This is a genomic window from Streptomyces sp. R35 (assembly GCF_041053035.1).
Taxonomy (GTDB): Bacteria; Actinomycetota; Actinomycetes; order Streptomycetales; family Streptomycetaceae; genus Streptomyces; species Streptomyces lutosisoli.
In genome coordinates this window covers 7238350-7263276 of sequence record NZ_CP163440.1, presented here as the reverse complement: position 1 = coordinate 7263276, position 24927 = coordinate 7238350, and the positions used below count along the sequence as shown (strand labels likewise).

Annotated in this window: 14 protein-coding genes; 3 read left to right on the top strand and 11 right to left on the bottom strand. The window is 71.9% G+C overall.

What is annotated here, in order from left to right:
* Positions 1 to 10: 10 nt before the first annotated feature.
* From AB5J50_RS33000 to AB5J50_RS32990, 3 genes are all read right to left on the bottom strand, one after another.
* Positions 11 to 3604: a UvrD-helicase domain-containing protein gene (locus AB5J50_RS33000; RefSeq protein WP_369261909.1), complete on the bottom strand. Its 3594-nt coding sequence runs from the start codon at positions 3602 to 3604 to the stop codon at positions 11 to 13.
* A gap of 154 nt (positions 3605 to 3758) precedes the next feature.
* The gene (locus AB5J50_RS32995; protein WP_369261907.1) at positions 3759 to 7250 is read right to left on the bottom strand and encodes a UvrD-helicase domain-containing protein; all 3492 of its coding nucleotides are present in this window, start codon (positions 7248 to 7250) and stop codon (positions 3759 to 3761) included.
* Positions 7251 to 7552: 302 nt separating this feature from the next.
* Positions 7553 to 7918: an MGMT family protein gene (locus tag AB5J50_RS32990; protein WP_369261905.1), complete on the bottom strand. Its 366-nt coding sequence runs from the start codon at positions 7916 to 7918 to the stop codon at positions 7553 to 7555.
* A 186-nt stretch (positions 7919 to 8104) separates the two neighbouring features.
* Here AB5J50_RS32990 and AB5J50_RS32985 point away from each other — a divergent pair, with 186 nt between their 5' ends.
* The 3 genes from AB5J50_RS32985 to AB5J50_RS32975 all read left to right on the top strand — a co-directional run bounded on the left by AB5J50_RS32985 (position 8105) and on the right by AB5J50_RS32975 (position 14266).
* Complete coding sequence (locus AB5J50_RS32985) at positions 8105 to 10915, top strand: lysylphosphatidylglycerol synthase domain-containing protein (RefSeq protein ID WP_369261903.1); 2811 nt, start codon at positions 8105 to 8107, stop codon at positions 10913 to 10915.
* 135 nt (positions 10916 to 11050) lie between these two features.
* The gene (locus AB5J50_RS32980) at positions 11051 to 12595 is read left to right on the top strand and encodes an alpha/beta hydrolase (protein WP_369261902.1); all 1545 of its coding nucleotides are present in this window, start codon (positions 11051 to 11053) and stop codon (positions 12593 to 12595) included.
* 114 nt (positions 12596 to 12709) lie between these two features.
* Entirely contained in the window at positions 12710 to 14266 is a 1557-nt protein-coding gene (locus AB5J50_RS32975; RefSeq protein ID WP_369261901.1) for an alpha/beta hydrolase, read from the top strand.
* 110 nt (positions 14267 to 14376) lie between these two features.
* Here AB5J50_RS32975 and moeZ read toward each other — a convergent pair whose 3' ends face one another.
* The 8 genes from moeZ to AB5J50_RS32935 all read right to left on the bottom strand — a co-directional run bounded on the left by moeZ (position 14377) and on the right by AB5J50_RS32935 (position 24924).
* Positions 14377 to 15555, bottom strand: coding sequence for an adenylyltransferase/sulfurtransferase MoeZ (moeZ, locus tag AB5J50_RS32970; protein ID WP_327431558.1), 1179 nt, complete (start codon positions 15553 to 15555; stop codon positions 14377 to 14379).
* Between the two features lie 63 nt (positions 15556 to 15618).
* Positions 15619 to 16368, bottom strand: coding sequence for a spherulation-specific family 4 protein (locus AB5J50_RS32965; protein ID WP_369261899.1), 750 nt, complete (start codon positions 16366 to 16368; stop codon positions 15619 to 15621).
* The gene (locus AB5J50_RS32960) at positions 16356 to 17315 is read right to left on the bottom strand and encodes an NAD-dependent epimerase/dehydratase family protein (RefSeq protein ID WP_327431556.1); all 960 of its coding nucleotides are present in this window, start codon (positions 17313 to 17315) and stop codon (positions 16356 to 16358) included. Before AB5J50_RS32960 ends, AB5J50_RS32965 begins: the two co-directional genes overlap by 13 nt.
* Before the next feature lie 441 nt (positions 17316 to 17756).
* The gene (locus AB5J50_RS32955) at positions 17757 to 18914 is read right to left on the bottom strand and encodes a hypothetical protein (RefSeq protein WP_369265583.1); all 1158 of its coding nucleotides are present in this window, start codon (positions 18912 to 18914) and stop codon (positions 17757 to 17759) included.
* Between the two features lie 383 nt (positions 18915 to 19297).
* Positions 19298 to 21031: a DUF3492 domain-containing protein gene (locus tag AB5J50_RS32950; RefSeq protein ID WP_369261897.1), complete on the bottom strand. Its 1734-nt coding sequence runs from the start codon at positions 21029 to 21031 to the stop codon at positions 19298 to 19300.
* A 214-nt stretch (positions 21032 to 21245) separates the two neighbouring features.
* The gene (locus AB5J50_RS32945; RefSeq protein ID WP_369261896.1) at positions 21246 to 22865 is read right to left on the bottom strand and encodes a dipeptide ABC transporter ATP-binding protein; all 1620 of its coding nucleotides are present in this window, start codon (positions 22863 to 22865) and stop codon (positions 21246 to 21248) included.
* On the bottom strand, positions 22862 to 23932 hold the full coding sequence (locus AB5J50_RS32940; protein ID WP_369261895.1) for an ABC transporter permease: 1071 nt from the start codon (positions 23930 to 23932) through the stop codon (positions 22862 to 22864). Before AB5J50_RS32940 ends, AB5J50_RS32945 begins: the two co-directional genes overlap by 4 nt.
* Positions 23929 to 24924, bottom strand: coding sequence for an ABC transporter permease (locus AB5J50_RS32935; RefSeq protein WP_369261894.1), 996 nt, complete (start codon positions 24922 to 24924; stop codon positions 23929 to 23931). The genes AB5J50_RS32940 and AB5J50_RS32935 overlap by 4 nt, the downstream gene beginning before the upstream one ends.
* Positions 24925 to 24927 lie beyond the last annotated feature (3 nt).

Here is a 24927-nt window from a genome sequence, read left to right as displayed (position 1 = left end):
GCTTATGAGCCTATCCGCCCACAGAGGCGTGTTCGTCCGGCGGTTCCCCCGGAGCCTGTTCCTGTGGGCCCGCTGGGTCTTCGATGAGCAGCCTCTCCAGTGCGGCACGGTCCGGGAGGTGGTCCGGTCGCACGACCTCGCCGCTGCGGACGTACAGGAACGCCGCCTTGACGGACTCCAGGGGCACACCTTGCTGCTCGGCCCAGGCGAGACGGTAGAGCGCGAGCTGGAGGGGGTCGGCGGTGCGTCCGCGGTTGGTCTTCCAGTCGACGATCTCGTACGTCGTCCCGTCGCCCTCGCCTTCCCTGTAGACGGCGTCGATACGGCCGCGTACGACGCGTCCGGCGATGGCGAGCTGGAACGGCGTCTCGACGCGGTGGGGAGTGCGGTGCGCGTACGGAGTGCGCTCGAAGGCGTCCTTGAGGGTCTCCAGGTCTCGCTCGTCGGCGATCTCGGCCTCGCTGCCGGGCAGCTCCTCCGGCTCCAGCATGGGCAGCCGCAGCTCTTCGAAGCGCGACTCCACCCAGGCGTGGAAGCGGGTGCCCTGGCGCGCGGCGGGCTGCGGGGGGCGCGGCATGGGGCGTGCCAGCTCCTGCGCGAAGCCGTCCGGGTCGGCGGCCAGGCGCAGCAGCTGCGACGCGGTGAGCGACGACGGCAGGGGTACGTCCGTGACGCTCGCGCGGGCGCGCAGGAGCTCTCCGGTCAGGGCGTCCAGATCGCGGTCCCAGGAGGCGAGAGTGCGGGCTTCTTCCGGGGTGAGCTCCGCTTCGGCGGGGTGCCGACGTGCGTGCGGGATCGTCGGCCCCGGCAGGTCGCCGTCCGGCTCTCCGGCGAGCGGCACGCGCGCGTGGTGCACCGATACGGGGCGCGTCGGCCGGGCCGTGGTCCACGCGTCCCAGTCGGAAGAGTCGTCGTCGGGGAAGTCCGACGACTCGGCGTGGTCCGCGAAGCCGTCCTCGTGGTCCGGGAAACCGTCCTCGTCGTAGGGCGGTTCGTCGTCCTCCGGGGGAGGTGGCCAATCCGGGTCGTCGAAGGAGGCCGGGCCGTGGGCGGCCCCGGCTCGGCGCCCTTCCGCCCCGGGGTGGGCCTCCTCGTGCGACGCCACCCGCTCCAGGTGCGCGAGTACGGTCTCCGCGGCCGCGCGGCGGCGGGCGAGTGCCGCGTCGTCGAGCGGGAGCGGCCACGCGTGGTCGGCGGCTGCCTCGTGCAGGGCGGGGTTCTCCTCGTCCTCCGCGGGTTCGTCCGCCCAGACCTCGATCTCGCCGTGTCCCGCCGCGCAGTGCTCGTACAGGGCGTGCAGGAAGTCCGAGGGGCCGCGCGGCCGCTTCTGGGAGGGGCCCCACCAGTGGCCGGAGCCGAGCAGCAGCGAGCGGGGGCGGGTGAAGGTGACGTAGCCGAGACGGAGTTCCTCGGTGTGCTGGTGGTCCTTCATGGCCTCGTGGAAGGCCTTGATCCCCTTGGCGTCCCAGGCGTCGATGTCGGGGAGTGTGTCGGCGTCGCCGCGCAGCTCGTGTGGCAGGACCTTGCCCTGGGCGGTCCATTTCTCGCGGCCCTGGCTGCTGGGGAAGGTGCCGTTGACGAGGCCGGGGGCCGCGACGACGTCCCACTCCAGGCCCTTGGACTTGTGCGCGGTCAGGACCTTGACGGTGTTCTCGCCGCCGGGCAGGGCGTTGTCGAGGCCCTTCTCGTACTGCGCGGCGGTGCGCAGGAAGCCGAGGAAGGCCAGCAGGGTCGCCTCGCCGTCGCCCGCGGCGAAGGACGCGGCGATGTCCAGGAAGTTCGACAGGGTCTCGCGTCGGCGGGCGGCCAGGGCGTGCGGGGACGCGGACAGCTCGACCTCCAGGCCTGTGACGGCGAGCACCCGGTGCAGGACGTCCATCAGGGGGTCGGCGAGCGAGCGGCGCAGCTCGCGCAGCTCGGCGGCGAGCCGCGCGAACCGCACCCGTGCGTCCGGCGAGAAGGGCAGCCCGTCGTCGTCCCCTTCGGCCTCGATGGGCAGCTCCAGGAATGTGTCGAGGGCGTCCGCGAGCGATATCGCCTCGGCCGGGTCGACCCCCTCGACGGCTGCGGCGAGCCGGCGGTCCGGGTCGTCGTCGGCTCCCACGCGCGCGTGGGACACGAGAAGGCGGGCACGCCGCCCCAGGAGGGCGAGATCGCGCGGGCCGATCCGCCAGCGCGGGCCGGTGAGCAGCCGGACCAGGGAGGCGTTGGCGCCGGGGTCCTGGAGCACCTCGCAGACGGCGACGAGGTCGGCGACCTCGGGGAGGTGCAGCAGCCCGGAGAGGCCCACCACCTCGACGGGGATGTCGCGGGCGACGAGCGCGCCCTGGATCTCGGCGAAGTCGGTGGCCGTACGGCACAGGACCGCGATCTCGCCGGGCGCCTTTCCGGTGCGTACGAGATGGGCGATGGAGTCGGCGAGCCAGTCGATCTCCTCGGCGTGGGTGCGCAGCAGCGCGCAGCGGACCAGGCCGTCGCGCTCGGCCCCGGGGGCCGGGCGGAGGGCCTCCACGCCCGCGTGCATGGCGCGCAGAGGCTCCGCGAGGCCGTTGGCGAGGTCGAGGAGGCGGCCGCCACTGCGACGGTTCTCGCTGAGCGCCTGGCGGCTCGCGAGGCGGCCGTCGGGGTGCGCGAAGTGCTCGGGGAAGTCGTCGAGGTTGGCGACGGAAGCGCCGCGCCAGCCGTAGATGGCCTGGCAGGGGTCGCCGACCGCGGTCACGGGATGACCGGTGCCGCCGCCGAAGAGTCCGGCGAGCAGGACGCGTTGGGCGACCGAAGTGTCCTGGTACTCGTCCAGCAGGACCACGCGGAACTCGTCCCGCAGGATCTCTCCGACCTCGGGGCGGGTGCGGGCCAGGGTGGCCGAGAGGGCGATCTGGTCGCCGAAATCGAGGAGGTCGCGCTCGCGCTTGGCCGCCCGGTAGCGGCCCACCAGCTCGGCGAGCTCGCGCCGGGCCGCGGCGGCCTCGGGGACCTTGCGCAGATCGGCGTTGGTGAGTCTGGTGCCCTCCAGGGAGCGCAGCAGCTCGGCGTCGTACGCGCGCAGGTCCTCGGGGCGTACGAGGTGTTCGGCGAGCTCGGAGTCGAGCGTGAGGAGGTCGCCGACCAGGTCGGGGAAGGAGCGGGTCAGCGCCGGGTACGGTCCCGGGGCCTCGCGCAGCACGCGTGCGGCGAGCTGGTAGCGGGTGGCGTCGGCGAGCAGACGGGACGTCGGTTCGAGTCCGATACGCAGCCCGTGGTCGGTCAGCAGCCGGCCCGCGAAGGCGTGGTACGTGGAGATGACGGGCTCGCCCGGCGGGTTGTCCGGGTCGATGACATCCGGATCCGTGACGCCCGCCTTGATGAGCGCCTTGCGGACGCGCTCGGCGAGTTCGCCCGCCGCCTTGTTGGTGAACGTCAGGCCGAGGACCTGCTCGGGGGCGACCTGTCCGGTGCCGACCAGCCACACCACGCGTGCCGCCATCACCGTGGTCTTGCCCGAACCGGCTCCGGCCACGATCACCTGCGGGGCGGGCGGTGCGGTGATGCAGGCCGTCTGCTCCGGGGTGAACGGGATGCCGAGGAGCTCCTTGAGCTGCTCGGGATCGGTGATACGGGCGGGCACGTCAGAGAGGCTAGCTGCGCCCACTGACAGTGGGGGCCACATCGGCCGCCGGGGCGAGAGAACCGCTGGTCAGCACACGTGGTGCCGTACATCACTCGCCTCCGTGCCGTCCTCTGGGGACACCCGCTCGGCGACTGGCGCCCTTCGGGACCCGTCACTCGACCACGTGCCGCCCCTCAGGCCGAGCGCTGCACGACGCCCGGAACGCGCAGTGTGTGCAGTGTTGTCCCGCGGTCGGCGAGAATCGTTCGTCGAGGACCTTGCCGGCTGCGGTGGCCAGGAGGTCGCCGACCCACTCGCCCTCCAGCGGTGCCTGGGCCTGCACCTTGGGCAGGGTCTCGCCGCCGTTCTTCTTCGCGGCGCCCTGGCGCAGCTGGACGAGTTCGGCACCGCCCGGCTCGGGGCGTACGCCCTCGAAGGCGTCGTCGACCGCGCCTTCGCGGACGGCGAGCTGGTAGACGGCGAGCTGCGGGTGGTGTGTCACCTCGGCGGCGCTCGGCGCCTGTTTGCCGGTCTTGAAGTCGACCACGTAGGCGCGGCCTTCGGTGTCCGCCTCGACGCGGTCCATGGAGCCGCGGATGCGTACTTCGTAGGAACCCGCTTCGAGGGTCACGTCGAAGTCGTGCTCGCTGGCCACCGGCGTACGTCCGGCGCGGGCTCCACTGGAGTCGACGTGCCACTTCAGGAAGCGTTCGAGCGCCACGCGCGCGTGCTCCTTCTCCTGAGCCGACTTCCAGGGCGCGTCGAAGGCGAGGGCGTTCCACACGGAGTCGAGGCGCTCCATGAGGACGGCGAGGTCGGCGGGGGTGTGTCCGGACGCGACCTCGTCGGCGAGGACGTGCACCACGTTGCCGAAGCCCTGGGCGGCCGTCGCGGGCGCGTCGGCCTTCACCTCGCGGCCCAGGAACCACTGCAGGGCGCAGGTGTTGGCGAGCTGGTCGAGGGCGCTTCCGGAGAGCACGACGGGCTGGTCGCGGTTGCGCAGCGGGACCTTGCTCTCGGTCGGCTCGTACATGCCCCACCAGCGGTACGGGTGCGCGGAGGGGACCAGAGGGCGGCCGTCCTCGTCGGCGAGCGCGGCCAGCCGGGCGAGGCGGCGGGCCGCGGCCTGTCGAAGGGGGTCCGAGACGCGCGGGTCGACGGTCGTGGCGCGCAGCTCGGCGACCAGCGCGGCGACGGACAGGGGGCGGCGTGGACGGCCGGTCACGTCCTTGGGTTCGACACCGAGTTCGGTGAGGAAGCGGGAGGGCTGGTCGCCGTCGTCGGCGGGGGCCTTCACGGCGGTGACGACGAGGCGTTCACGCGCGCGCGTGGCGGCCACGTAGAACAAACGGCGCTCTTCGGAGAGGAGCGCTCCGGGCGTGAGGGGTTCGGCGAGCCCGTCGCGCCCGATGCGGTCCGCCTCCAGCAGGGAGCCGCGGCGGCGCAGATCCGGCCACAGGCCCTCCTGGACGCCCGCGACGACGACAAGGCGCCACTCCAGGCCCTTGGAACGGTGCGCGGTCATCAGGCGTACGGCGTCGGGGCGTACGGCCCTGCGGGTGAGCGTGTCGGCGGCGATGTCCTCCGCCTCGATCTCCTCCAGGAAGTTGAGGGCGCCACGGCCCCCGGTGCGCTCCTCGGCGCGCGCCGCGGTCGCGAACAGCGCGCACACGGCGTCGAGGTCCCGGTCGGCGTTTCGCCCGGCCGCACCACCGCGCCGTGCGGCCCGCTCCAGGCGCTGCGGCCAGGGTGTGCCCTCCCACAGGTCCCAGAGCGCCTCCTCGGCCGTCCCGCCGCCCGCGAGGCGCTCCCGTGCCTTGCGCAGCAGCGCGCCGAGGCGCTGGGCTCCCCGGGCGTACGCCGGGTCGTGCGCGACGAGCCGCTCCGGCTCGGCCAGCGCGCGGGCGAGCAGGTCGTCGGACGGCGGCGGTACGAGATTGCCGGCGGCGCGCTCCTCCTCACGCAGCGCGCGGCCCAGGCGCCGCAGGTCGGCGGCGTCCATGCTCGCGAGGGGCGAGGCGAGGAGGGTGAGCGCGGTTTCGGTGTCGAGCCAGGGCGCGACCTGCGAGTCAGCGTCTTCAGGTACATCGGCGTCTTCGGATACGTCTGCGTCTTCGGGTACGCCTTCGGATACGTCTGCGCCTTCGCGTACGTCTGCGTCGTCACGTACGTCGGTGTCTTCGGATGCGTCTGCGTCGTCACGTACATCGGTGTCTTCAGGGACATCGACAACTACGTCGCTGTCGCCACCGGAGGCCACGTCCGCACCCGACTCTGCCCGCGCCACCGCCCGCAACGCCGTCAGCAGTGGCGCGACCGCGGGCTCGTGGCGCAGCGGCAGATCGTCGCCGTCGATGTCGAGCGGCACCCCAGCCGCGGTGAGCGCCCGTCGGATCGTCGGGATCGTGCGGGAGCCCGCGCGCACCAGGACGGCCATGTCGCCCCAGGGGACGCCGTCCTCCAGGTGGGCGCGGCGCAGAATGTCCGCGATGTTGTCGAGCTCCGTACCGGACGTCGGGTACGTGTAGACCTCGGCGCCGCCCCCGTCCCGTACCGGGGACAGCTCGCGGTGGGCGCGCACCTTCTCCGCCGGGAGGCGGGTCAGCGGCATCCGCTGGGTGAGCAGGCGGGTGGCGGCCAGCAGGGCGGCTCCCGAGCGGCGGGACGTCCTGAGTACCTCGACCGGCGCCCGGCGGCCGTCCGCGCGCGGGAAGGCGTCGGGGAATTCCAGGATGCCGTTCACATCGGCGCCCCGGAAGGCGTAGATCGACTGGTCGGGGTCGCCGAAGGCGACAAGCGTGCGCCCGCCGCCCGCGAGGGCGCGCAGCAGCCGCACCTGTGCGGGATCGGTGTCCTGGTACTCGTCCACGTAGACGGCGTCGTACTGGGCGGCGAGGCGCTCGGCGACGTCGGGGCGCCGGGCGAGGAGCACCGCGCGGTGGACGAGTTCCGCGTAGTCGAGCACTCCTTGCATATCGAGGACGTCGAGGTACTCGGCGAGGAAGGCCGCCGCCGCACCCCAGTCGGGGCGGCCGATGCGCCGGGCGAAGGCATCCAGGGCGTCGGGGCTCAGGCCCAGTTCACGGCTGCGGGCGAGGACCGCGCGAACCTCATCGGCGAAACCGCGGGTGGTCAGGCAGGCGCGCAGTTCGTCGGGCCAGCGCACATGAGCGAGACCGAGCCGCTCCAGGTCGGGCTGGCCTGCGAGCAGCTCGCGCACCGCCACGTCCTGCTCGGGGCCGGACAGCAGCCTCAGCGGCTCGACGAACAGGTCGCTGTCCTGGTGGGCGCGGACCAGGGCGTAGCAGAAGGAGTGGAAGGTGGTGGCCTGGGGCGCGCGGGCGGCCCCTATGCGCAGCGCCATACGGTCGCGCAGTTCGACGGCCGCCCTTCTGCTGAACGTCAGCACCAGGATCCGTTCCGGGTCGCCGTCCCGTGCGATCCGGGCGGCCACGGACTCGACGAGCGTGGTCGTCTTGCCGGTGCCCGGACCTGCGAGAACGAGCAGCGGGCCGCTCCCGTGGTCAACCACCGCGCGCTGCCCTGCGTCCAGACGAGGGGGATCCACCCGGGCCGGCGGCGTACGCACCAGTCGGTACGCGCCGCGGGTCCCCTGGCGCACCTGGGGGTGCGTCAGGCGCCTGGTGGAAGAGGAGGAGCTCACGTGGTTCGCCGGTCCTGGTGGTTGTGCAATCTGTCACTGCCGGCGCGGAGCGCCGACGTGGAGGCATGGTGGTCGGGTGACGGATGGGTGGACCACCGCTTCTGGAGGGCGGTGGCCGCGAGGTGAGGGGGATGCGCGCCGACGACGCTACGCCGGTGAGCTTCGTGGATGGAGGGCTTCCCCTTCTTCCCTCACACCACGTGCGTCCCTCGCTCCACGAACGTACGGCATGTCACGGATGTGCCTCGTTTCCCTCGTACGGGCCACAGGTTCCCCTTCCGCCCGTCCGATGCCGGAAGCTGTCAGGTGTGACCTTCCGCGCGCTCGCCGCCGTCCCATCGCGCCCGTCTCATGTCGACGCGCGGCAGATGCCCCTCGGAGGCTCTGCTCGCCTCCTTCAGAGGCGTGCCCTCGTCGCGGTAGTGAGCCAGCGCCCGCAGTTCGTGGCCGGGGAGCAGCACGCCGTCCGCGCGTATGACACGCCACCACGGAACCGATCCTCCGTAGAGGGCCATCACCCGGCCCACCTGGCGCGGTCCGCCCTCCTCCAGCCATTCGGCGACGTCGCCGTACGTCATGACGTGCCCGCGCGGGATCAGCTCGGCGACCTCAAGGACCCGCTCCGCGTACTCCGGCAGGGCATCCGCCGGAAGGTTCTCCTCGCTCATCCGATCCATCCTGCCCCACCCCACCGACAATGTGACTCGGTGACGACTATGCGTATCCCTCGCCCCGCGGCGACGCTTGGGGCAGACTGTGCGCCCCCGCGTTTGCACCCTGATGCCCCCGTGTGTCGGTGGGGCATGCCACCATCGTGCGGGCGGTGACTGGTGATACGAGACCAAGAAGAGACGATGAGGCAGCAGGGCGTGCACCCCGAAGACGCGGAGAGCACCTCCGAGGCCTCGTCACGCCCGGACACCGGCGGCGTCGACGAGAGAGACGAGAAGAACACAGCCGAGAAGGCGAACGAGTCCGCCTCCAAGACGGCCGAAGAGACCGCTCCTCAGACGTACGAAGAAGAGAAGCAGCAGGTCAAGAAGGACACCGACTGCGCCGACGAAGCCCACACCGACGAGGTCGAGGGCGACGAACCGCTGCTCCCCGCGCGCGTGCACCGTCCGTCCGACCTGATGCGGCTCCTGGTCGGCTTCCTCGCGATCGTCCTGCTCCTCGCCATCGCGGCGTTCGCGCACGGCACCACCTCCGGGCTCGAACAGGACATCAACAAGGGCACGGGCCAGGCACCCGATCTGCTGATCAAGATCGCGGGGCTGGCGTCCAGCATCGCGATCCTTCTGGTGCCCGTTGCCTTCGCTATCGAGCGGCTGATCAAGCGGGACGGGCTGCGCATCGCCGACGGCGTCCTCGCCGCGGTCCTGGCGCACGGGGTGACACTGGCCACGGACCTCTGGGTCGCGAAGGCCGCCCCGGGCTCCATCCAGGAGGCCCTCACCCAGCCCTCGCCGGGTGACATCCACGCCCTCACCGACCCCGTGCACGGCTATCTCGCACCGGTCATCGCGTACATGACGGCCGTCGGCATGTCCCGCAGACCACGCTGGCGCGCGGTGCTCTGGGTGGTGCTGCTCCTCGACGCCTTCTCCATGCTGGTCACCGGCTATACGACACCGTTCTCGATCATCCTGACGGTGCTGATCGGCTGGACCGTCGCGTACGGGACGCTGTACGCGGTCGGCTCGCCGAACGTACGGCCCACCGGACGGACGCTGATGGCGGGCCTGCGGCATGTCGGCTTCCACCCGGTGAGCGCGGCCCGCGAGGAGGCACCGGAGGCCACGGAGAACGGCGACCGCGGCCGGCGCTACTTCGTCACGCTGGAGGACGGCCCGCCGCTGGACGTCACCGTGGTCGACCGCGAGCAGCAGGCACAGGGCTTCTTCTACCGCGTGTGGCGCCGGCTGACGCTGCGCGGCATCACCACGCGCCGCAGCCTCCAGTCGCTGCGCCAGGCTCTGGAGCAGGAGGCGCTCCTCGCGTACGCGGCCATCGCGGCCGGGGCCAACGCGCCCAAACTGATCGCTACCTCGGAGCTCGGCCCGGACGCCGTGATGCTCGTCTACGAGCACACCGGTGGCCACACCCTCGACTCGCTGCCCGACGAGCTCGTCACCGACGATCTGCTGCGCGACACCTGGCACCAGGTGCAGGCACTCCAGTCCCGGCGCATCGCGCACCGCAGACTCGCCGGTGACGCGATTTTGGTGGATCGTTCCGGCACGGTGATCCTCACCGATCTGCGGGGCGGCGAGATCGCGGCCGGTGATCTGCTCCTGCGCATGGACATCGCCCAGATGGTCACCACGCTCGGGCTTCGCGTCGGCGCGGAGCGGGCCGTGGAGTCGGCGGTCGGCGTGCTCGGCCCGGACGCCGTCGCCGACTGTCTGCCGCTGCTTCAGCCGATCGCGCTGACGCGCGCCACGCGCGCGACGCTGCGGAAACTGGCCAGGGAGCGCGCGCACCGCGAGCGCGAGGCGGTCCTGGAGGCCTCCCGGCAGGACAAGCTCGCCCGCGCCGAGGAAGCCAAGAAAGCCACCACTCCCGTACTCGAAAAGCCCGGCAAGAAGGCGGTACGCGCCGAACAGCGGGCCGAGAAGCGGGCGATCGACGAGGCTCTGGACGAGGCGCGCGAGGAGGATCTGCTCACCCAGATCCGCCACCAGGTGCTGCTGATCAGGCCGCAGGCGCCGGTCGAACCGGCCCGCCTGGAGCGCGTCCGGCCGCGCACGCTGATCAGTTTCATCGCCGGCGCGATCGGCGCGTACTTCCTGCTGACGCAGCTCACCCACATCGAGTTCGGGACCCTCTTCGACAACGCCGAGTGGGGCTGGGTCGCCGCGGCCGTGCTGTTCTCGGCGCTGAGCTACTTCGCGGCGGCGATGAGCCTGCTCGGCTTCGTGCCCGAACGGGTGCCGTTCCTGCGGACCGTTGCGGCTCAGGTCGCCGGCTCGTTCGTGAAGATCGTGGCACCCGCCGCGGTCGGTGGTGTCGCCCTCAACACACGCTTCCTGCAGCGCTCCGGGGTGCGGCCGGGGCTCGCGGTGGCGAGCGTCGGCGCGTCGCAGCTGTTCGGGCTCGGCTGCCACATCCTCATGCTGCTCTCGTTCGGCTATCTGACCGGCACCGAGAAGACGCCGTCCCTGTCGCCGTCCCGCACGGTCATCGCGGGTCTGCTGACGGTCGCGGTGCTGGTTCTCGTGATGACGTCGGTGCCGTTCCTGCGCAAATTCGTCGTCACGCGCGTGAGGTCGCTGTTCGCCGGTGTGGTGCCGCGCATGCTCGATGTTCTGCAGCGGCCGCAGAAGCTGGTCACCGGCATCGGCGGAATGCTGCTGTTGACCGCCTGCTTCGTGATGTGCCTGGACGCGTCGATCCGCGCGTTCGGTCACGAGGAGACCACCACGCTCAGCCTCGCCAGCGTCGCCGTCGTCTTCCTCGCCGGTAACGCGCTGGGCTCGGCGGCACCCACCCCCGGAGGCGTCGGCGCGGTCGAGGCGACCCTCACCGTCGGTCTGATCGCCGTCGGCCTCCCCAAGGAGGTCGCCGCGCCCGCGGTGCTGCTGTACCGGCTGCTGACCCTGTGGATTCCTGTGCTGCCGGGGTGGCTGTTCTTCAACCACCTGACGCGCAAGGGCGCGCTCTAGGCAGGCGTACGGGGGCCGGCTCGTACGCCCCTCGGCGCCGGCCTGCGTGGACGGTCCCGTACGCCCCACAGCGGACCCTCACCCGCACGGCTCGCGCCCCGAGCGCCTCGCCCCGCACGCCCGCAGGATGGGGTCATGCCGAACCCTCCCCAGCTGCGCGCCGCTGCCCTGACCGTCACCGCCGTCCTGCTGTCCTCCTTGATGACGGGTTGCAGCGACGGCTCCAAGGACGAGGATCTGACGGCCCAGAAGCTGAACTGGAAGGAGTGCCCGGCGCCGTCCGAGTCCGAGGGCGGAGGCAACGCCCCCTCACCCCTGCCGGGCGGTACGGAGTGGCAGTGCGCCACCTTGAAGGCGCCCCTCGACTGGGCCGAGCCCAAGGGCCACACGATCGGGCTCGCGCTGATCCGGGCGAAGTCGAGCGGCGACCCGAGCAAGCGCATCGGCTCGCTCCTCTTCAACTTCGGCGGCCCGGGCGGCTCGGGCGTCACCACACTGCCCGCCTTCGGCGAGGACTACGCCACCCTGCGCACCCGCTACGACCTGGTGAGCTTCGATCCGCGCGGGGTCGGCCGCAGCGCGGGCGTGAAGTGCGAGGACGACAGTCAGCTCGACAAGTACTTCCAGCAGGACGCCACCCCGGACAACACCGCCGAGCAGCAGAGGCTCCTGACGAACACCAAGACGTTCAACGCGGCCTGCGAGAAGCACTCCGGGAAGGCGCTCCCCCACGTACGCACCATCGACGCGGCCCGCGACATGGATCTGATGCGGCAGGTACTCGGCGACGACAAGCTGCACTACTTCGGCATCTCGTACGGCACCGAACTGGGCGGCGTCTACGCCCACTTGTTCCCCAAGAACGTGGGACGCGCGGTCTTCGACGCGGTCGTCGACCCGACGCAGAACCCCGAGCAGAGCTCACTCGGGCAGGCCAAGGGCTTCCAGCTCGCGCTCGACAACTTCGCCGAGGACTGCACCTCGAAAAAGGACCCGTGCCCGATCGGCGACACCCCGCAGGACGTCAAGGACCGCATCGCCACCCTCCTGAAGGACCTCGACAGCAAGCCGATCCCCGGCGTCTTCCCCCGCGAGCTCACCCAGACCGCCGCGACCAACGGCATCGCGCAGGCCCTGTACTCCAAGGACTTCTGGGAGTACCTGACGGAGGGCCTGCAACAGGCGTACGACGGTGACGGCAGGGTGCTGATGCTGCTCTCGGACTCGATGAACGGGCGCAGCGAGAACGGCCAGTACAGCAACATCACCGCGGCGAACGTCTCCATCAACTGCGCGGACGACAAGCCGCGTTACAGCTCCGACTACGTGGAGTCGAAGCTTCCGGAGTTCCGGGCCGCCTCGCCGACGTTCGGTGACTATCTGGCCTGGGGCATGGTCAGCTGCACCGACTGGGCCGTGGCGGGCGCCGCCGACCACCCGGACGTCGGCGCCGCGGGTGCGGCCCCGATCCTCGTCGTCGGGAACACCGGCGACCCGGCAACCCCGTACGAGGGTGCGAAGAAGATGGTGGACGCGCTGGGCAAGGGAGTCGGCGTCGAGCTGACGTACAAGGGCCAGGGGCACGGGGCGTACGACAGCAAGAACAAGTGCGTGCAAGGCGCCGTGAACGGCTATCTGCTGGAGGGGACCGTACCGTCGGCCGGAACCGTCTGCTCTTAGAAAACTGCAGGTCAAAGAGTTATCCACAGGGCTCGGTGGTCGCTGAGCGCGGACGCCTAATATGGCTTGCATGTGATCCGCGACTTCGGGCGGATCACGGGCGAGGGGGAGCTCATGACACGTTTCGCACGGTGGACGGCCGCGGCCGCCGCCGCGTTGCTGGTGGCGGGCTGCGGCAGCGGCTCGTCGGGGGACGGCAAGAACGACGGGAAGAACAGCGATACGCCGTCGGCCGCCGCGCCGTCTTCCGGCACTGCATCGGGACTGCCCGCCTCACTCACCTCACAGAGGCTCGACTGGGGCCGCTGCAAGGGCACTTCGGACTCCCCCGCGCCAGGCAGCGGCTGGCAGTGCGCGACGCTGAAGGTGCCGCTGGACTACGCGAAGCCGGAAGGCGGGACGATCGGCCTCGCGCTGATCCGCTCGAAGGCGACCGGCGGCCAGAGCAAGCGCATCGGCTCCCTTCTGTTCAACTTCGGCGGCCCCGGTGGCTCGGGCGTCTCCACGATGCCCGCGTACGAGAGTGTCGTCGGCCAGCTGCACGAGCGGTACGACCTGGTGAGCTGGGACCCGCGCGGCGTGGCCGCCAGCGAGGGCGTGCGCTGCCGCAGCGACAAGGCGATCCAGACCGCCGAGTCGGTGGACGCCACACCCGACGACGCGGCTGAGGAAGCGGCCTACTTCAAGGACGCCGCCGACTTCGGCAAGGGCTGTGAGAAGGCCGCGGGGAAGCTGCTGTCACACGTCTCGACGACAGACACGGCCCGCGACATGGACCTGATGCGCCAAGTCCTCGGCGACCGGAAGATGCACTACTTCGGCATCTCGTACGGCACCGAACTCGGCGGGGTGTACGCCCACTTGTTCCCCAAGAACGTGGGACGCCTGGTGCTGGACGCCGTCGTCGACCCGAGCGCCGACACGGTCGGCCACGCCAAGAACCAGACCCTGGGCTTCCAGCGGGCCCTGGACGACTACCTCAAGTCCACGGGCCAGGACCCGAAGCAGGGCTCCCAGAAGATCGTGGACCTGCTGAACCGGATCGACACGAAGCCGCTGCCGACGACCAGCGGGCGCAAGCTCACCCAGACGCTCGCGCTCACCGGCATCGTCCTGCCGCTGTACAGCAAGGAGGGCTGGCCGCGCCTGACCAGCGCCCTCAAGGCGGCCGAGGACGGAGACGGTTCGGAGCTGCTGGATCTCGCCGACGGCTACAACGACCGCAACTCCTCGGGACACTACGGCACGACGACGCATTCGCAACGGGTCATATCGTGCTTGGACGACAAGCAGCGGCCGACGCCCGCGGAGACGAAGAAGCTGCTGCCCGAGTTCGAGAAGATCTCGCCCGTATTCGGGGACTTCATGGGCTGGGACACGGCGGGCTGGTGTCACGACTGGCCGGTGGCCGGTCAGTACGACAACCCGGAGGTCAGCGCCCCGGGAGCCGAACCCGTCCTGGTCGTCGGCAACACCGGGGACCCTGCGACGCCGTACGAGGGCGCCCGCAAGATGGCCGACGAGCTGGGCAAGGGCGTCGGCGTGGAGCTCACCTGGAAGGGCGAGGGCCATGGGGCGTACGGGAGTGGGAGCGACTGCGTCGACTCGACCGTGAACAGCTATCTGCTGGAGGGGACGGTGCCGAAGGACGGCAAGGTCTGCGCGTCGTAGCCCCTGCGGGCCGGCGGCACCTGCCCCGGCCCGCGCGGGTCGCGCCGCGGACAGCGGAAAGGGGCCCGGCACACCGAGTGCCGAGCCCCCTCACCGAAGAAGGCGTACGCCTAGTACACCGGCTTGTCCGGCTCGATCTGGTGGACCCAGCCGATCACGCCGCCGCCGACGTGCACGGCGTCCGAGAAGCCCGCGGACTTCAGGACGGCGAGGACCTCCGCACTGCGGACACCCGTCTTGCAGTGCAGGACGATCTTCTTGTCCTGCGGAAGGGTCTCCAGGGCGGTGCCCATGAGGAACTCGTTCTTCGGGATCAGCTTGGCGCCGGGGATCGAGACGATCTCGTACTCGTTGATCTCGCGGACGTCGATGATCTCGATGTTCTCGCCGTCGTCGATCCACTCCTTGAGCTGCTTGGGAGTGATCGTCGAACCGGCGGCCGCCTCCTGGGCCTCCTCGGACACGACGCCGCAGAAGGCCTCGTAGTCGATGAGCTCGGTGACGGTGGGGTTCTCGCCGCAGACCGCGCAGTTCGGGTCCTTGCGGACCTTGACCTGGCGGTACTGCATCTCCAGGGCGTCGTAGATCATCAGGCGGCCGACGAGCGGCTCACCGATGCCCGCGAGGAGCTTGATCGCCTCGTTGACCTGGATGGAGCCGATGGACGCGCAGAGCACACCCAGGACGCCGCCCTCGGCGCAGGAGGGGACCATGCCCGGCGGCGGGGGCTCCGGGTAGAGGCAGCGGTAGCAGGGGCCGTGCTCGGACCAGAAGACGGAGGCCTGGCCATCGAAGCGGTAGATCGAGCCCCAGACGTACGGCTTGTTCAGCAGCACGGCCGCGTCGTTGACCAGGTATCGGGTCGCGAAGTTGTCCGTGCCGTCGACGATCAGGTCGTACTGGCTGAAGATGTCCATCACGTTCTCGGCCTCGAGCCGCTCTTCGTGAAGGACAACGTTCACGTACGGGTTGATGCCCAGCACGGAGTCGCGCGCCGACGCGGCCTTGGAGCGGCCGATGTCCGCCTGGCTGTGGATGATCTGGCGCTGCAGGTTCGACTCGTCGACCTCGTCGAACTCCACGATGCCGAGCGTGCCCACGCCCGCGGCGGCGAGGTACATCAGCGCCGGCGATCCGAGGCCGCCGGCGCCCACACACAGCACCTTGGCGTTCTTCAGCCGCTTCTGCCCGTCCATGCCCACGTCGGGGATGATCAGGTGGCGGGAGTACCTACGGACCTCGTCTACGGTGAGCTCAGAAGCTGGCTCGACCAGGGGTGGCAGCGACACGGGGACTCCGTTGGTCGGTCAATCACTACAGTTGTTCTCCCCGTAACACTGCCACGCCCTTCTTCATTCCGAGACACCCGTTCCGATCCGCGAGACGATTTCGTCCCAGTACCCGGGCATCGTCGCCCAGGGGTCGGCCCGGCCGCCCTGGTCCGTGCGGTCGGTGAAGTAGATCGTCGAGGCGCCTTGCCAGCGGGCGATGCGCAGCGCCTCCTCCAGATGACCGCGCGGCACACTGTGCACGAAGTGGCAGAAGCGCTCGGGCGGATAGTCGGCGGTCCACTCGGCGACCTGCGACCAGCGGTAGTCGCTCCAGGAGCCGGAGAACGTCACCAACTGGTCGGCGCTCTCGGCATACCCGGGGTAGGGGTGGCCGCCGTGGCCCAGCACGATGTGCGCGTCGTCGAGGAGCGCGCGGAGCGTGGTGGCCGTGCGGCGGACGTCGGGGAGCGCGGCGCGCTCGGTGGGGCAGCGGTCGAGGAGGAATCCGTCGACCCGGTACCAGTCGAGATAGCGGTGGGCGTCGGAGATCAGTTCACCGAAGGCGCGCGCGCCATAGGTGGTGTCCAGGTGCCCAAGGATCCGGACCCCCGCGTTGCGCAGCCGTCCCGCGGCCTCCAGGCAGTGCGGGTCGGGGCGCGTGCCGGGGCCCTTGGCCACGTTCAGGACGACCCAGTGCAAGGGGGTGCCGGGGCGGGTCAGCTCGCCCCACTCCACAGGGGCGACAAGGGGGTGCGCATAACCGGGGATGCCGAACCCGAGGCCTAAGTCGGTGCTCGCGGTGCCCGCTGCGGTGCTGGTCAGATACGGCATGCCGCCTCCATCCAGATGTCGGCGAGGGATTCCTCGAGGTTGATCCGGGGCCGCCAGCCGAGCCGGTCGCGCGCGGTGCGCACATCGGCCTGCTGCCAGCTGCCGCAGCCGTCCGGGTAGGGGTAGGCGACCGGGGCCGCGTGGTCCGGTTCGCCGCGAGGGTGGCCGATGGATGACCTCATGGGTCCGGGCGGGCCGTCGAGTTCGTGCAGGGCACCGCCGTAACCGGCCACGCGGGCGAGGACGGCGGCGGCGTCGCGAAGGCGCACGGCGCGGCCCGAGCCGATGTTGATCACACCTTGTGCGGCGGAGAGCGAGGCGGCGTGGACGGCGCGGGCGACATCGCGGACGTCGATGAAGTCGCGTTGAACGCCGAGTCCGCCGAGTTTGAGTTCGCCGTCGCCGGACTGCATGGCGCGGCGCAGGGCCTCGGCGAGGCGGCCGAGCGGGGATCCGGCGGGGGTGCCGGGACCGGCGGGCGAGAAGACGCGGAGCACGACGGCGTCCAGGCCGGAGCCGAGGACCAGTTCGGTGGCGGCGAGCTTGCTCACGCCGTACGGGCCGCCCGGGCGCGGCACGGCGTCCTCGGCTGTGGAGGAGCCGGGCTGGCTGGGCCCGTACTCGGCGCCGCAGCCGATCTGGACGAGCCGTGCCCCACAGCCGCTGCGGCGCAGGGCCTCGCAGACGGTGGCGACGGCGACGGTGTTGTGCCGGGTCAGTTCGCGGGCGCCGCCGCGGGTGGCGCCCGCGCAGTTGATGACGACTCCGGGGTGTACCGCGTCCAGGAAGCGGGTGAGCGCGCCGGGGCTGCCCGAGGCGAGGTCGAACCGTACGTCGGCGTCGTCGCCCCGGCCGAGCGCGGTGAGCTGCACGGCCGGGTCGGCGAGCAGGCGGTCGGCCACGAAACGGCCGAGGTATCCGTTGGCTCCGATCAGCAGGACCCTCATCGGGCGGCTCCCGGGGCGGACTCTCCGGTTCGGGAGGTGATCATCTGGCGTTCTCCTTCGAGGTGATGCCGTAGGTCGGGAGAGGGCCCGCGGTGTCGGCCCCGCGGGAGTAAGGGGCCCGTGCCCGGGGTGCTGCCCCGGGCACGGGGCGCGGCTCACGGTGGTGGGGGACGCCGTGGGTCGGGTTTCGGGTCGCCGCCCACGGCATCTGAGGCCATGGGTCCGGGACGTCGGGCTGCTCGCCCTGGAGTCGCAGCGGCTTGCCCGGGACCTGAGGCCGTGCGGCCTCAGCTCGATGGCGTGCGGCCCAGGCTTGACGCTGTGCGACCTGGACCGGCCGAGCATGTGGACCACAGCTCGGGCCGTTGGGCGCGCCAAGGCCCGGACCGGTCGGGGAGCCGGCGCTCCGATCGGTCCGTGGGCCGGGGCTCGGTGCGCGGCTCATGTCGCCCCGCAGGGCAGGGCGTGGGCCGAGGCCCGGGTCAGGGTGCGTGTCGAGTGGACGAGGAGGACGAGGGTGGCCGCGCCGCACACCAGGGCCGGTACGGCGCCCGGTCCCCAGGCGTCGACGACGGTCTCGACGGGGGTGGCCAGGAACGAGCAGCCGGGGAGGCGGCCCGCGAAGACCGTGGTGAGGGCGGTCGCCTCGACAGCGCCCGCGACGGCGAGCACGACGGCCGGGGCGTGGGTGAAGCCGCGCGCTGTCAGCAGCCGGGCGAGCAGGAGCAGCGCACCGAGAGCACCGGCTCCTGCGTACGCGGTGGGCTCGCCCAGCGCCGCTCCGCACAGCGCGAGCAGCGCGCCGAGGGCGCACAGGAACAGGCCGAACGCCCCGAGGAGCAGGGGCTGTACGGAAGAGGCGAACTCCTCCAGGCCACGGCTCGCGGTCAGCCGGCGGCTCGCGCGTACCGCGAAGAGGTGGGCGCACCAGGAGGCCGGGGCGCAGGCCAGGGCGAGGGCCAGCAGGGGTGCGGTGGCCAGCGGCCAGGGGCCGTCGGGACCGCCGTCGAGGCCGGCGCTCAGCAGTCCGTCGCCGAGGAGGGCGTACGCGATGAGCCAGCACGTCCACGCGCGCGTGGCGCTCGTGGTGCGGTGGCCGGTGCTCAGCGGGCCACGACGGAGAGCGACACGCAGGCCGAGCGCCACGGCGAGGGCACCGACCGCGGCGACCGCGAGGCGCGGCTGTCCGTCGGTGAGCCGCAGCCCGGCCACGGCCGCCCCGCAGAGGGCGCCCGGCAGCAGAGCGAGCGCCGCCCAGTCGGCGCGCGCGCCGGGGCGCGCCGAGGTCACCGCGCGGGGCGCGGGCTCCCCGTCGCGGGGCACGCGCGCGTACATCTCCTCGGCGAGCGAGAACACGTCCCGGTGCCGGAACCGCGCGGCGGTCCGGTCGGTCACCCCGTGTGCCTCCAGGCCCGCCGCGATCTCCAGCGGGTCCACGGCCCGTTCGCAGAGCTCGCGGTGCCGGTGCATCAGGGCTTTCACGGGGTCCACGGCACCGCGCCGCCCGGTGGCCGTGGCCTTGCGCGCGCCGTCAGCACCTCCCGTGCCACCACCCGCGCCCGCGCCACTTCCGGCGCCCAGGCGGTCCCCGGCACCCAAGCTGCGCGCGCCGCTCCCCGTACCCGGTCCGCCCGCGCCGCTCGTACCACCCACGCCGTCCCCCGCACCCAGGCCACCGTCGCCACTCGTGCCGGCGCGCGCCGCGCTCTCGCGCGCCCCACGGGGTGCGAAGAGCCCCGCACGAGGACCGGCAGAACCTCCGGCTGTCTCGCCAGAGCCGCCGGAGCCGCCCGCGGTCCCGTCGGCGCCGGCTGCCCCTTCCCGCGCGCTCCCCGCCCGTACGTCCGTCTCCCCCGCCCCCGAGACAAGCCACTCCTGCGACTGCTGGTCCCAGGCCCCGGGGCTCGCCGGTGTTCCGGGCCGGTCCAGTTCGCCCAGGTCGTCCAGCCCGTTCAGGCCGCCCGGTGCGCCCGGTTCGCTCATCACGCGCCCTCCCCCGCGGGTACGGGAACCGTCGCCCGTACCGGCGCACCGGCCGCCCAGCGCGGTCGGCCCGAGGCCATGAGGCGGGTCTCGGCCCAGCGGCCGGGCACGTGGGCCTCGGCAGGGACTCCGAAGGGCAACGGCTCGCCCTCGTCGTCCACGACCACCCGCCGTACGGGAGAGTGCGAGACGATCTCCAGGTAAATGCCGTGAAATGCCGCGACGTTCTGCTCGACGGTGAAGAGTTCGAGGGCGCGTGCGCGGCCGGCCGCGCCCAGGCGCTCACGGCGCTCGGGGTCGCGCAGCAGCGACACGCACGCCTCGGCGAGCGCCCGCGGATTGCGTGGCGGCACGACGAGGCCCGTACCGCCGATGACTTCGACGACCGCGCCCACATCCGTGGAGACCGTGGCGCGGCCGCAGAACATGGCCTCGACGAGACTGATGGGGAAGCCCTCGATGACGCTGGACAGGACGATCACCGCTCCGGAGGCGTATGCCTCCGCGAGGCTCGGGACCTCCGGGCCGCCGATCTCCTCGAAGGACACCGGGTTGTCGCCGACCGCGTGCACGCCCTCCGCCTCGTCGGGGAAGAGCTGTGCGGCCAACGCCCTGCAGTGGGAGAGGTAGGTCGCGCCCTCCGGCCCGTCGGCGGGCGCCCCGACGATCCGCAACCGGGCCTTCGGTTCCTCCTTGCGGATCTCCGCGAAGGAGTGCAGCAGCGAGATCAGGTCCTTGGCCGGTTCGATGCGGCCGACCCACACGAGCGTGTCCGGGTCCGCGCACCTGCTGCCCTCCGCGCTCTCCCCCACCTCGGCGAAGCGGGACGCCTCCATGCCGGGGTAGACGGTGCGCAGTTTGGCGCGGTCGGCGCCACAGCGCTCCTGCCAGCGACGGGCGTGTGTGTTGCCGGGCGTGATGAGGGTGGCCGCGCGGTAGACCTCGGCGGCGAGCCTGCCGTGGAACGCGGCGAGCAGCGCCCGTACGGCGGGGGGCTCCCCGACGGAAGCGGAGGCCAGGTAGTGCGCCCGCAGCTGGACCCCGTACTCCGTGACCAGCAGCGGCACCCCGGAGAAGTGCCGGGCGAGGAGGCCGGGCAGCGCCGCCGCGCCGCCGGCCGCGGCGTGGCACAGGTCGACCGAGTCGAGCCCGTCGTCCTCGTACCAGTCGAGTGAGAGGGGGCGCAGGGCTCGTTCGATGTGGGCGGCGACGGCGAGCAGGTCGGGCACGCGCGCCGTGCGCGCGGTGCGGAGTGCGCCGGGCGCGCGACAGGCGCGCTCCAGGGCGCGCACGGCGCCCTCGGACCGCAGTGCGCCGACCAGGCCGCCCTCGTCCCGGGCGAGTTCGGCGAGCCCGTACAGCGCGTTGCCGAAACGGTCCGCCTCAACACCGTCGGAGGCCGCCGAGCCGCCGGCCGTTCCCGAGCCCCCGGTCGCCGCCGGCCCCCCGCACACCGCCGCGGCCAGCTCCCCGTACGCGTCCGCGAACCGTCGGCGCGCCCGCCGCCCGTAGACCACCCCGTCGTCCTCGGCCGTCCACAACGGTGCAGTCCGCACCCGGCTGACCTGCGGCGGCAGCTGGATCCAGCCCTCGTCCTCCTGCCGCTCGCTGCGGCTGAGCGCGTAGATGTCGAACTCATGCTGCCCGAGCCCGCGCACGAGCCGGTCGCACCAGAGCCTGGCGTCACCGCTCACATACGGATAGCCACCCTCCGTCAGCAGTCCGATGCGCACGAGTCCACCCCCGATCTCCCGTCTGGGGAGCCGCCGTTGACCCGGCGGCTCGCAGCGGGACGAACGTATGCGGACATGACGGTGCCGCGACGGACGGTTGTCCATCGCGCCACCAAAAGGGGTGAACGGTCGTAACTTTCCCGTACGGACCGCGTTCCGTCGCGCTAGGGGATCAAGCAGTTACGTTTCGTTAGGCCGAGGCCGACCCTCCCCCTCACGCCGGAGCCAGCTCCCTGCGGGCGGTGCGGCGCCGTGCCGCGACCTCCGGATCGAGTGCCGGTACGGCGGCCAGCAGCTGCTTCGTGTACGGGTCACGCGGGGACTCGTACACCTCGTCGGCGGGCCCGTACTCGACGATCCGCCCGCGCCGCATCACGGCCACCCGGTCGCTGACCTGGCGTACGACCGCGAGATCGTGCGCCACGAACACCAGCGCGAGCCCGAGTTCCCGCTGCAACTCGCCGAGCAGGGCGACCACCTGGGCCTGAGTCGTGACGTCGAGTGCGGAGACCGGCTCGTCGCACACGATGACGCGCGGTTCGGCGGCCAGTGCCCGCGCGATGCCGACGCGCTGGCGCTGCCCTCCGCTGAACTCGTGCGGGTAGCGGTCGTAGTGCGCAGCGTCGAGCCCCACGCGCTCCAGCAACTCCCGCACGCGCCCCCTGATCCGCCCCCCGTCCAGCTCTCCGCGCGCCCGCAACGGGTCGGCGATGGACTCGCCGATGGTGCGACGGGGGTTGAGGGAAGAGACCGGGTCCTGGAAGACCATCTGCACGGAGGGGCTCACACCGGACTGCGCGCGCCCCTCGTACCGGACCGCGCCGGTCGTGGGCTCCAGGAGCCCCACGAGCATCCGGCCCAGCGTCGTCTTCCCGCTGCCGCTCTCCCCCACGATGCCGAGGGTCTCGCCCCGGTGAATGGCCAGCGACACGTCGTCCACGGCCGCGAACCGCCGCTTGCCGCGCCCGAATTCACGCCGCAGATCCACCGCTTCGAGAACGACCTCGTCCGACACGGGTGCGTCACCTTCCGAGCCGCGCGGCGCGTCCACGCGCGGGACCGCACCCAGCAGCTCCTGCGTGTACGTCTCCCGCGGCGCGCCGAGGACGGCCGCGACCGGCCCGTGTTCGACCGCGCGCCCGTGGCGCATGACGAGGATCTCGTCCACGCTCTCGGCGGCGACCCCGACGTCATGTGTGACCAGCAGCAGGCCCATCCCGGTCTCCTCACGCAGGGTGTGCAGGAGGTCGAGGATCTGGGCCTGGACGGTCACGTCGAGGGCGGTGGTCGGCTCGTCGGCGATCAGCAGCTCCGGCTCACAGGCCAGGGCCATGGCGATGAGGGCGCGTTGGCGCATACCGCCGCTGAACTCGTGCGGGCGGGAGCGCGCCCTGCGCGCGGCGTCCGGGATGCCGACACGGTCGAGCACCTCGACGGCACGCGCGCGTGCGGCTCGCCGGGACGCCTTCACATGCACCCGGTACACCTCGGCGATCTGGTCGCCGACCGCGTAGTACGGGTCGAGGGACGACAGCGGATCCTGGAAGACCATGGCGGCCTTCCCGCCGCGCAGCGCCCGCAGTGCGTCGTCGGAGGCCGCCCGCACGTCCACGCCGGCCACACGCACCGCACCACCCACGCGCGCCCCCGTACCCCGGTGCAGCGCCAGCAGGGCGGACGCCACGGTCGACTTGCCCGAGCCGGATTCGCCGACCAGACCGAGTGCGGCGCCCTTCTCCAGGGTGAAGGAGAGCCCGTCGACGGCACGCAGGTCGCCGAACTCGACCAAGAGGTCCCTCACTTCGACCAACGGCGCCGAAGAGGAGTCGCTCATGTCAGTACCACCCTTCGGTCGGCCACCGCGTACAGCACGTCCGCGACGGCGTTGGCAAGGACCACGAAGAAGCCGGTGACCAGGACCATGCCGACGACCACCGGCAGGTCGACGACATTCACCGCGTGCACGAGTTCGCGCCCGATACCGGGCAGTCCGAACATCGTCTCCGTGAGGACGGCGCCGCCGATCGCCGACCCGAAGTCGTTGGCGTTCAGCGCGATGACCGGCGCGACGGCGCCCCGCAGGGCGTGCCGCCCGATGATCGAGCGCTCCCCCACGCCGTACGCGCGGAAGGTGCGCACATGGTCCTCGGCGAGCGTCTCCAGCATGGAGGCCCTCGTCAGGCGGGCGTACTTGGCGGCCTCGATCAACGCGAGGGACAGCCAGGGCAGCAGCAGGTTCCACGCCCACTGCTCGGGGTCCTCGGCGAAGGGCACGTACTGCGGGAACGGCAGCCATTGCAGCTGCCCGCACACAATGATCATCAGCACCAGGCCGATGACGAAGACGGGCGTGGCCGTGCCGGCGAGCGTGATGCCGGTCAGCACCCGCTCGCTGATCCGGCCGCGCCGCCACGCGGACAGCACACCGGTGCCGACGCCGATGACGAGCCACAGCACCATCGCGCCGAACACCAGCGACAGGGTGACCGGCAGCTTCGCCCAGATCAGCTGGGTGACCTGCTGGTCGCTCTGGTACGAGAGGCCGAGGCAGGGTGCGCCGCAGTGCTGCACCGACGTACCCGTCGAGTAGTCCTGGCCGGCGAAGATGCCCTGCAGGAAGTGCCAGTAGCGCAGGTACAGCGGGTCGTCGAGCTTCAGCTGCTCGGTGACCTGGTGCACCTGGGCGGGCGAGCAGCGCGGGCCGCAGGTGATCTGCGCGACGTTGCCGGGGGCGACGTAGAAGACGAGGTAGATGATCACGGAGATCGCGAGCAGGGTGACGACGGCACCGACCAGGCGCCGTACGGCGAAGCCCAGGAACCCGCTGCCACCCAGGGAACCGCTCAACCCCTTCAAGCCGCTCCATGCCTGGGAGCTGCTCAACCCCTTGAAGCCGCTCATGCCTTGGCCTCCCGCTTGCGTCCCGTGCCGACGCGCAGCCGTGAGGCCGCGCGCGGGTCGAGGGCCGTGCGCACTCCGTCCCCGAGGACGGTCAGCGCCAGCACGGTGAGGAACAGCGCACCCGCCGGCAGCAGCAGGTACTGCGGCGCCGCCTGGTACCAGACGTCGGCCGCGGTGAGCATCTGTCCCCAGGACGGGGTGGGCGGCTTCACGCCGACGCCGAGGAAGCTGAGCGCCGCCTCGACGCTGATGTTCGTGGGGACGAGCAGGGCCGCGTACGTGATGACGGGTGCGCCCAGCGCGGGCAGCAGTTCGCGGCGGGCGACCCGCCAGGAGCCCCAGCCACTGAGCCGGGCGGCGGCCACGTAGTCGAGCTCCTTGAGCGTCAACGTGTGGGCGCGCACGATCTTCGCGATCGAGCCCCAGGCCACCAGGCCGATGATGAGCGCGACGAGGACAGGCCGCGGAAAGCTGCTGGGGACGATCGCGAGCAGCGCGAGGGACATGATCATCAACGGCATGGCGATGATGATGTCCGTGACACGGCTCAACAGTTGATCAACCCATCGATTGCCCAGGCCGGCCGCGACACCGACCACGATCCCGATGAAGACCTGCACCAGCGTGGCCGCGAACGCGACTCCGAGGGAGACCCGGGCGCCGTACACGAGCCGGGCGAAGAGGTCGCGGCCCGTCTGCGGTTCGACGCCGAGCCAGTGGTCCCCGCTGATGCCGCCGAGCGAGCCGACCGGCACGCCGCCGCGCGCGGAGTCGACGAGCCCCGGATGGTAGGTGGTCGGATCCTGGCCCTCGATCGCCGTGAACAGCGGTGCGGCGAGCGCGACCAGGACGAGCAGCGCGACGACGCCCGCCGCGACGAGGGCGGCACGCTGCGCACGCAGCCGCCGCCAGAACTGACGAGCCCCCGAGGCCCCCGGCACGGACGCGGTGTCCGAGCCGGGGGCCTGAGAGGCGACGATTGCCTCGCTCACGGT

What these genes read in the sequence shown, in the direction of transcription:
- AB5J50_RS32990 (WP_369261905.1), bottom strand. Translation starts at nt 7,918, where the DNA reads ATGAGCGAGGAGAACCTTCCGGCGGATGCCCTGCCGGAGTACGCGGAG.
- AB5J50_RS32985 (WP_369261903.1), top strand. Translation starts at nt 8,105, where the DNA reads ATGAGGCAGCAGGGCGTGCACCCCGAAGACGCGGAGAGCACCTCCGAG.
- AB5J50_RS32980 (WP_369261902.1), top strand. Translation starts at nt 11,051, where the DNA reads ATGCCGAACCCTCCCCAGCTGCGCGCCGCTGCCCTGACCGTCACCGCC.
- AB5J50_RS32975 (WP_369261901.1), top strand. Translation starts at nt 12,710, where the DNA reads ATGACACGTTTCGCACGGTGGACGGCCGCGGCCGCCGCCGCGTTGCTG.
- AB5J50_RS32965 (WP_369261899.1), bottom strand. Translation starts at nt 16,368, where the DNA reads ATGCCGTATCTGACCAGCACCGCAGCGGGCACCGCGAGCACCGACTTA.
- AB5J50_RS32960 (WP_327431556.1), bottom strand. Translation starts at nt 17,315, where the DNA reads ATGAGGGTCCTGCTGATCGGAGCCAACGGATACCTCGGCCGTTTCGTG.
- AB5J50_RS32945 (WP_369261896.1), bottom strand. Translation starts at nt 22,865, where the DNA reads ATGAGCGACTCCTCTTCGGCGCCGTTGGTCGAAGTGAGGGACCTCTTG.
- AB5J50_RS32940 (WP_369261895.1), bottom strand. Translation starts at nt 23,932, where the DNA reads ATGAGCGGCTTCAAGGGGTTGAGCAGCTCCCAGGCATGGAGCGGCTTG.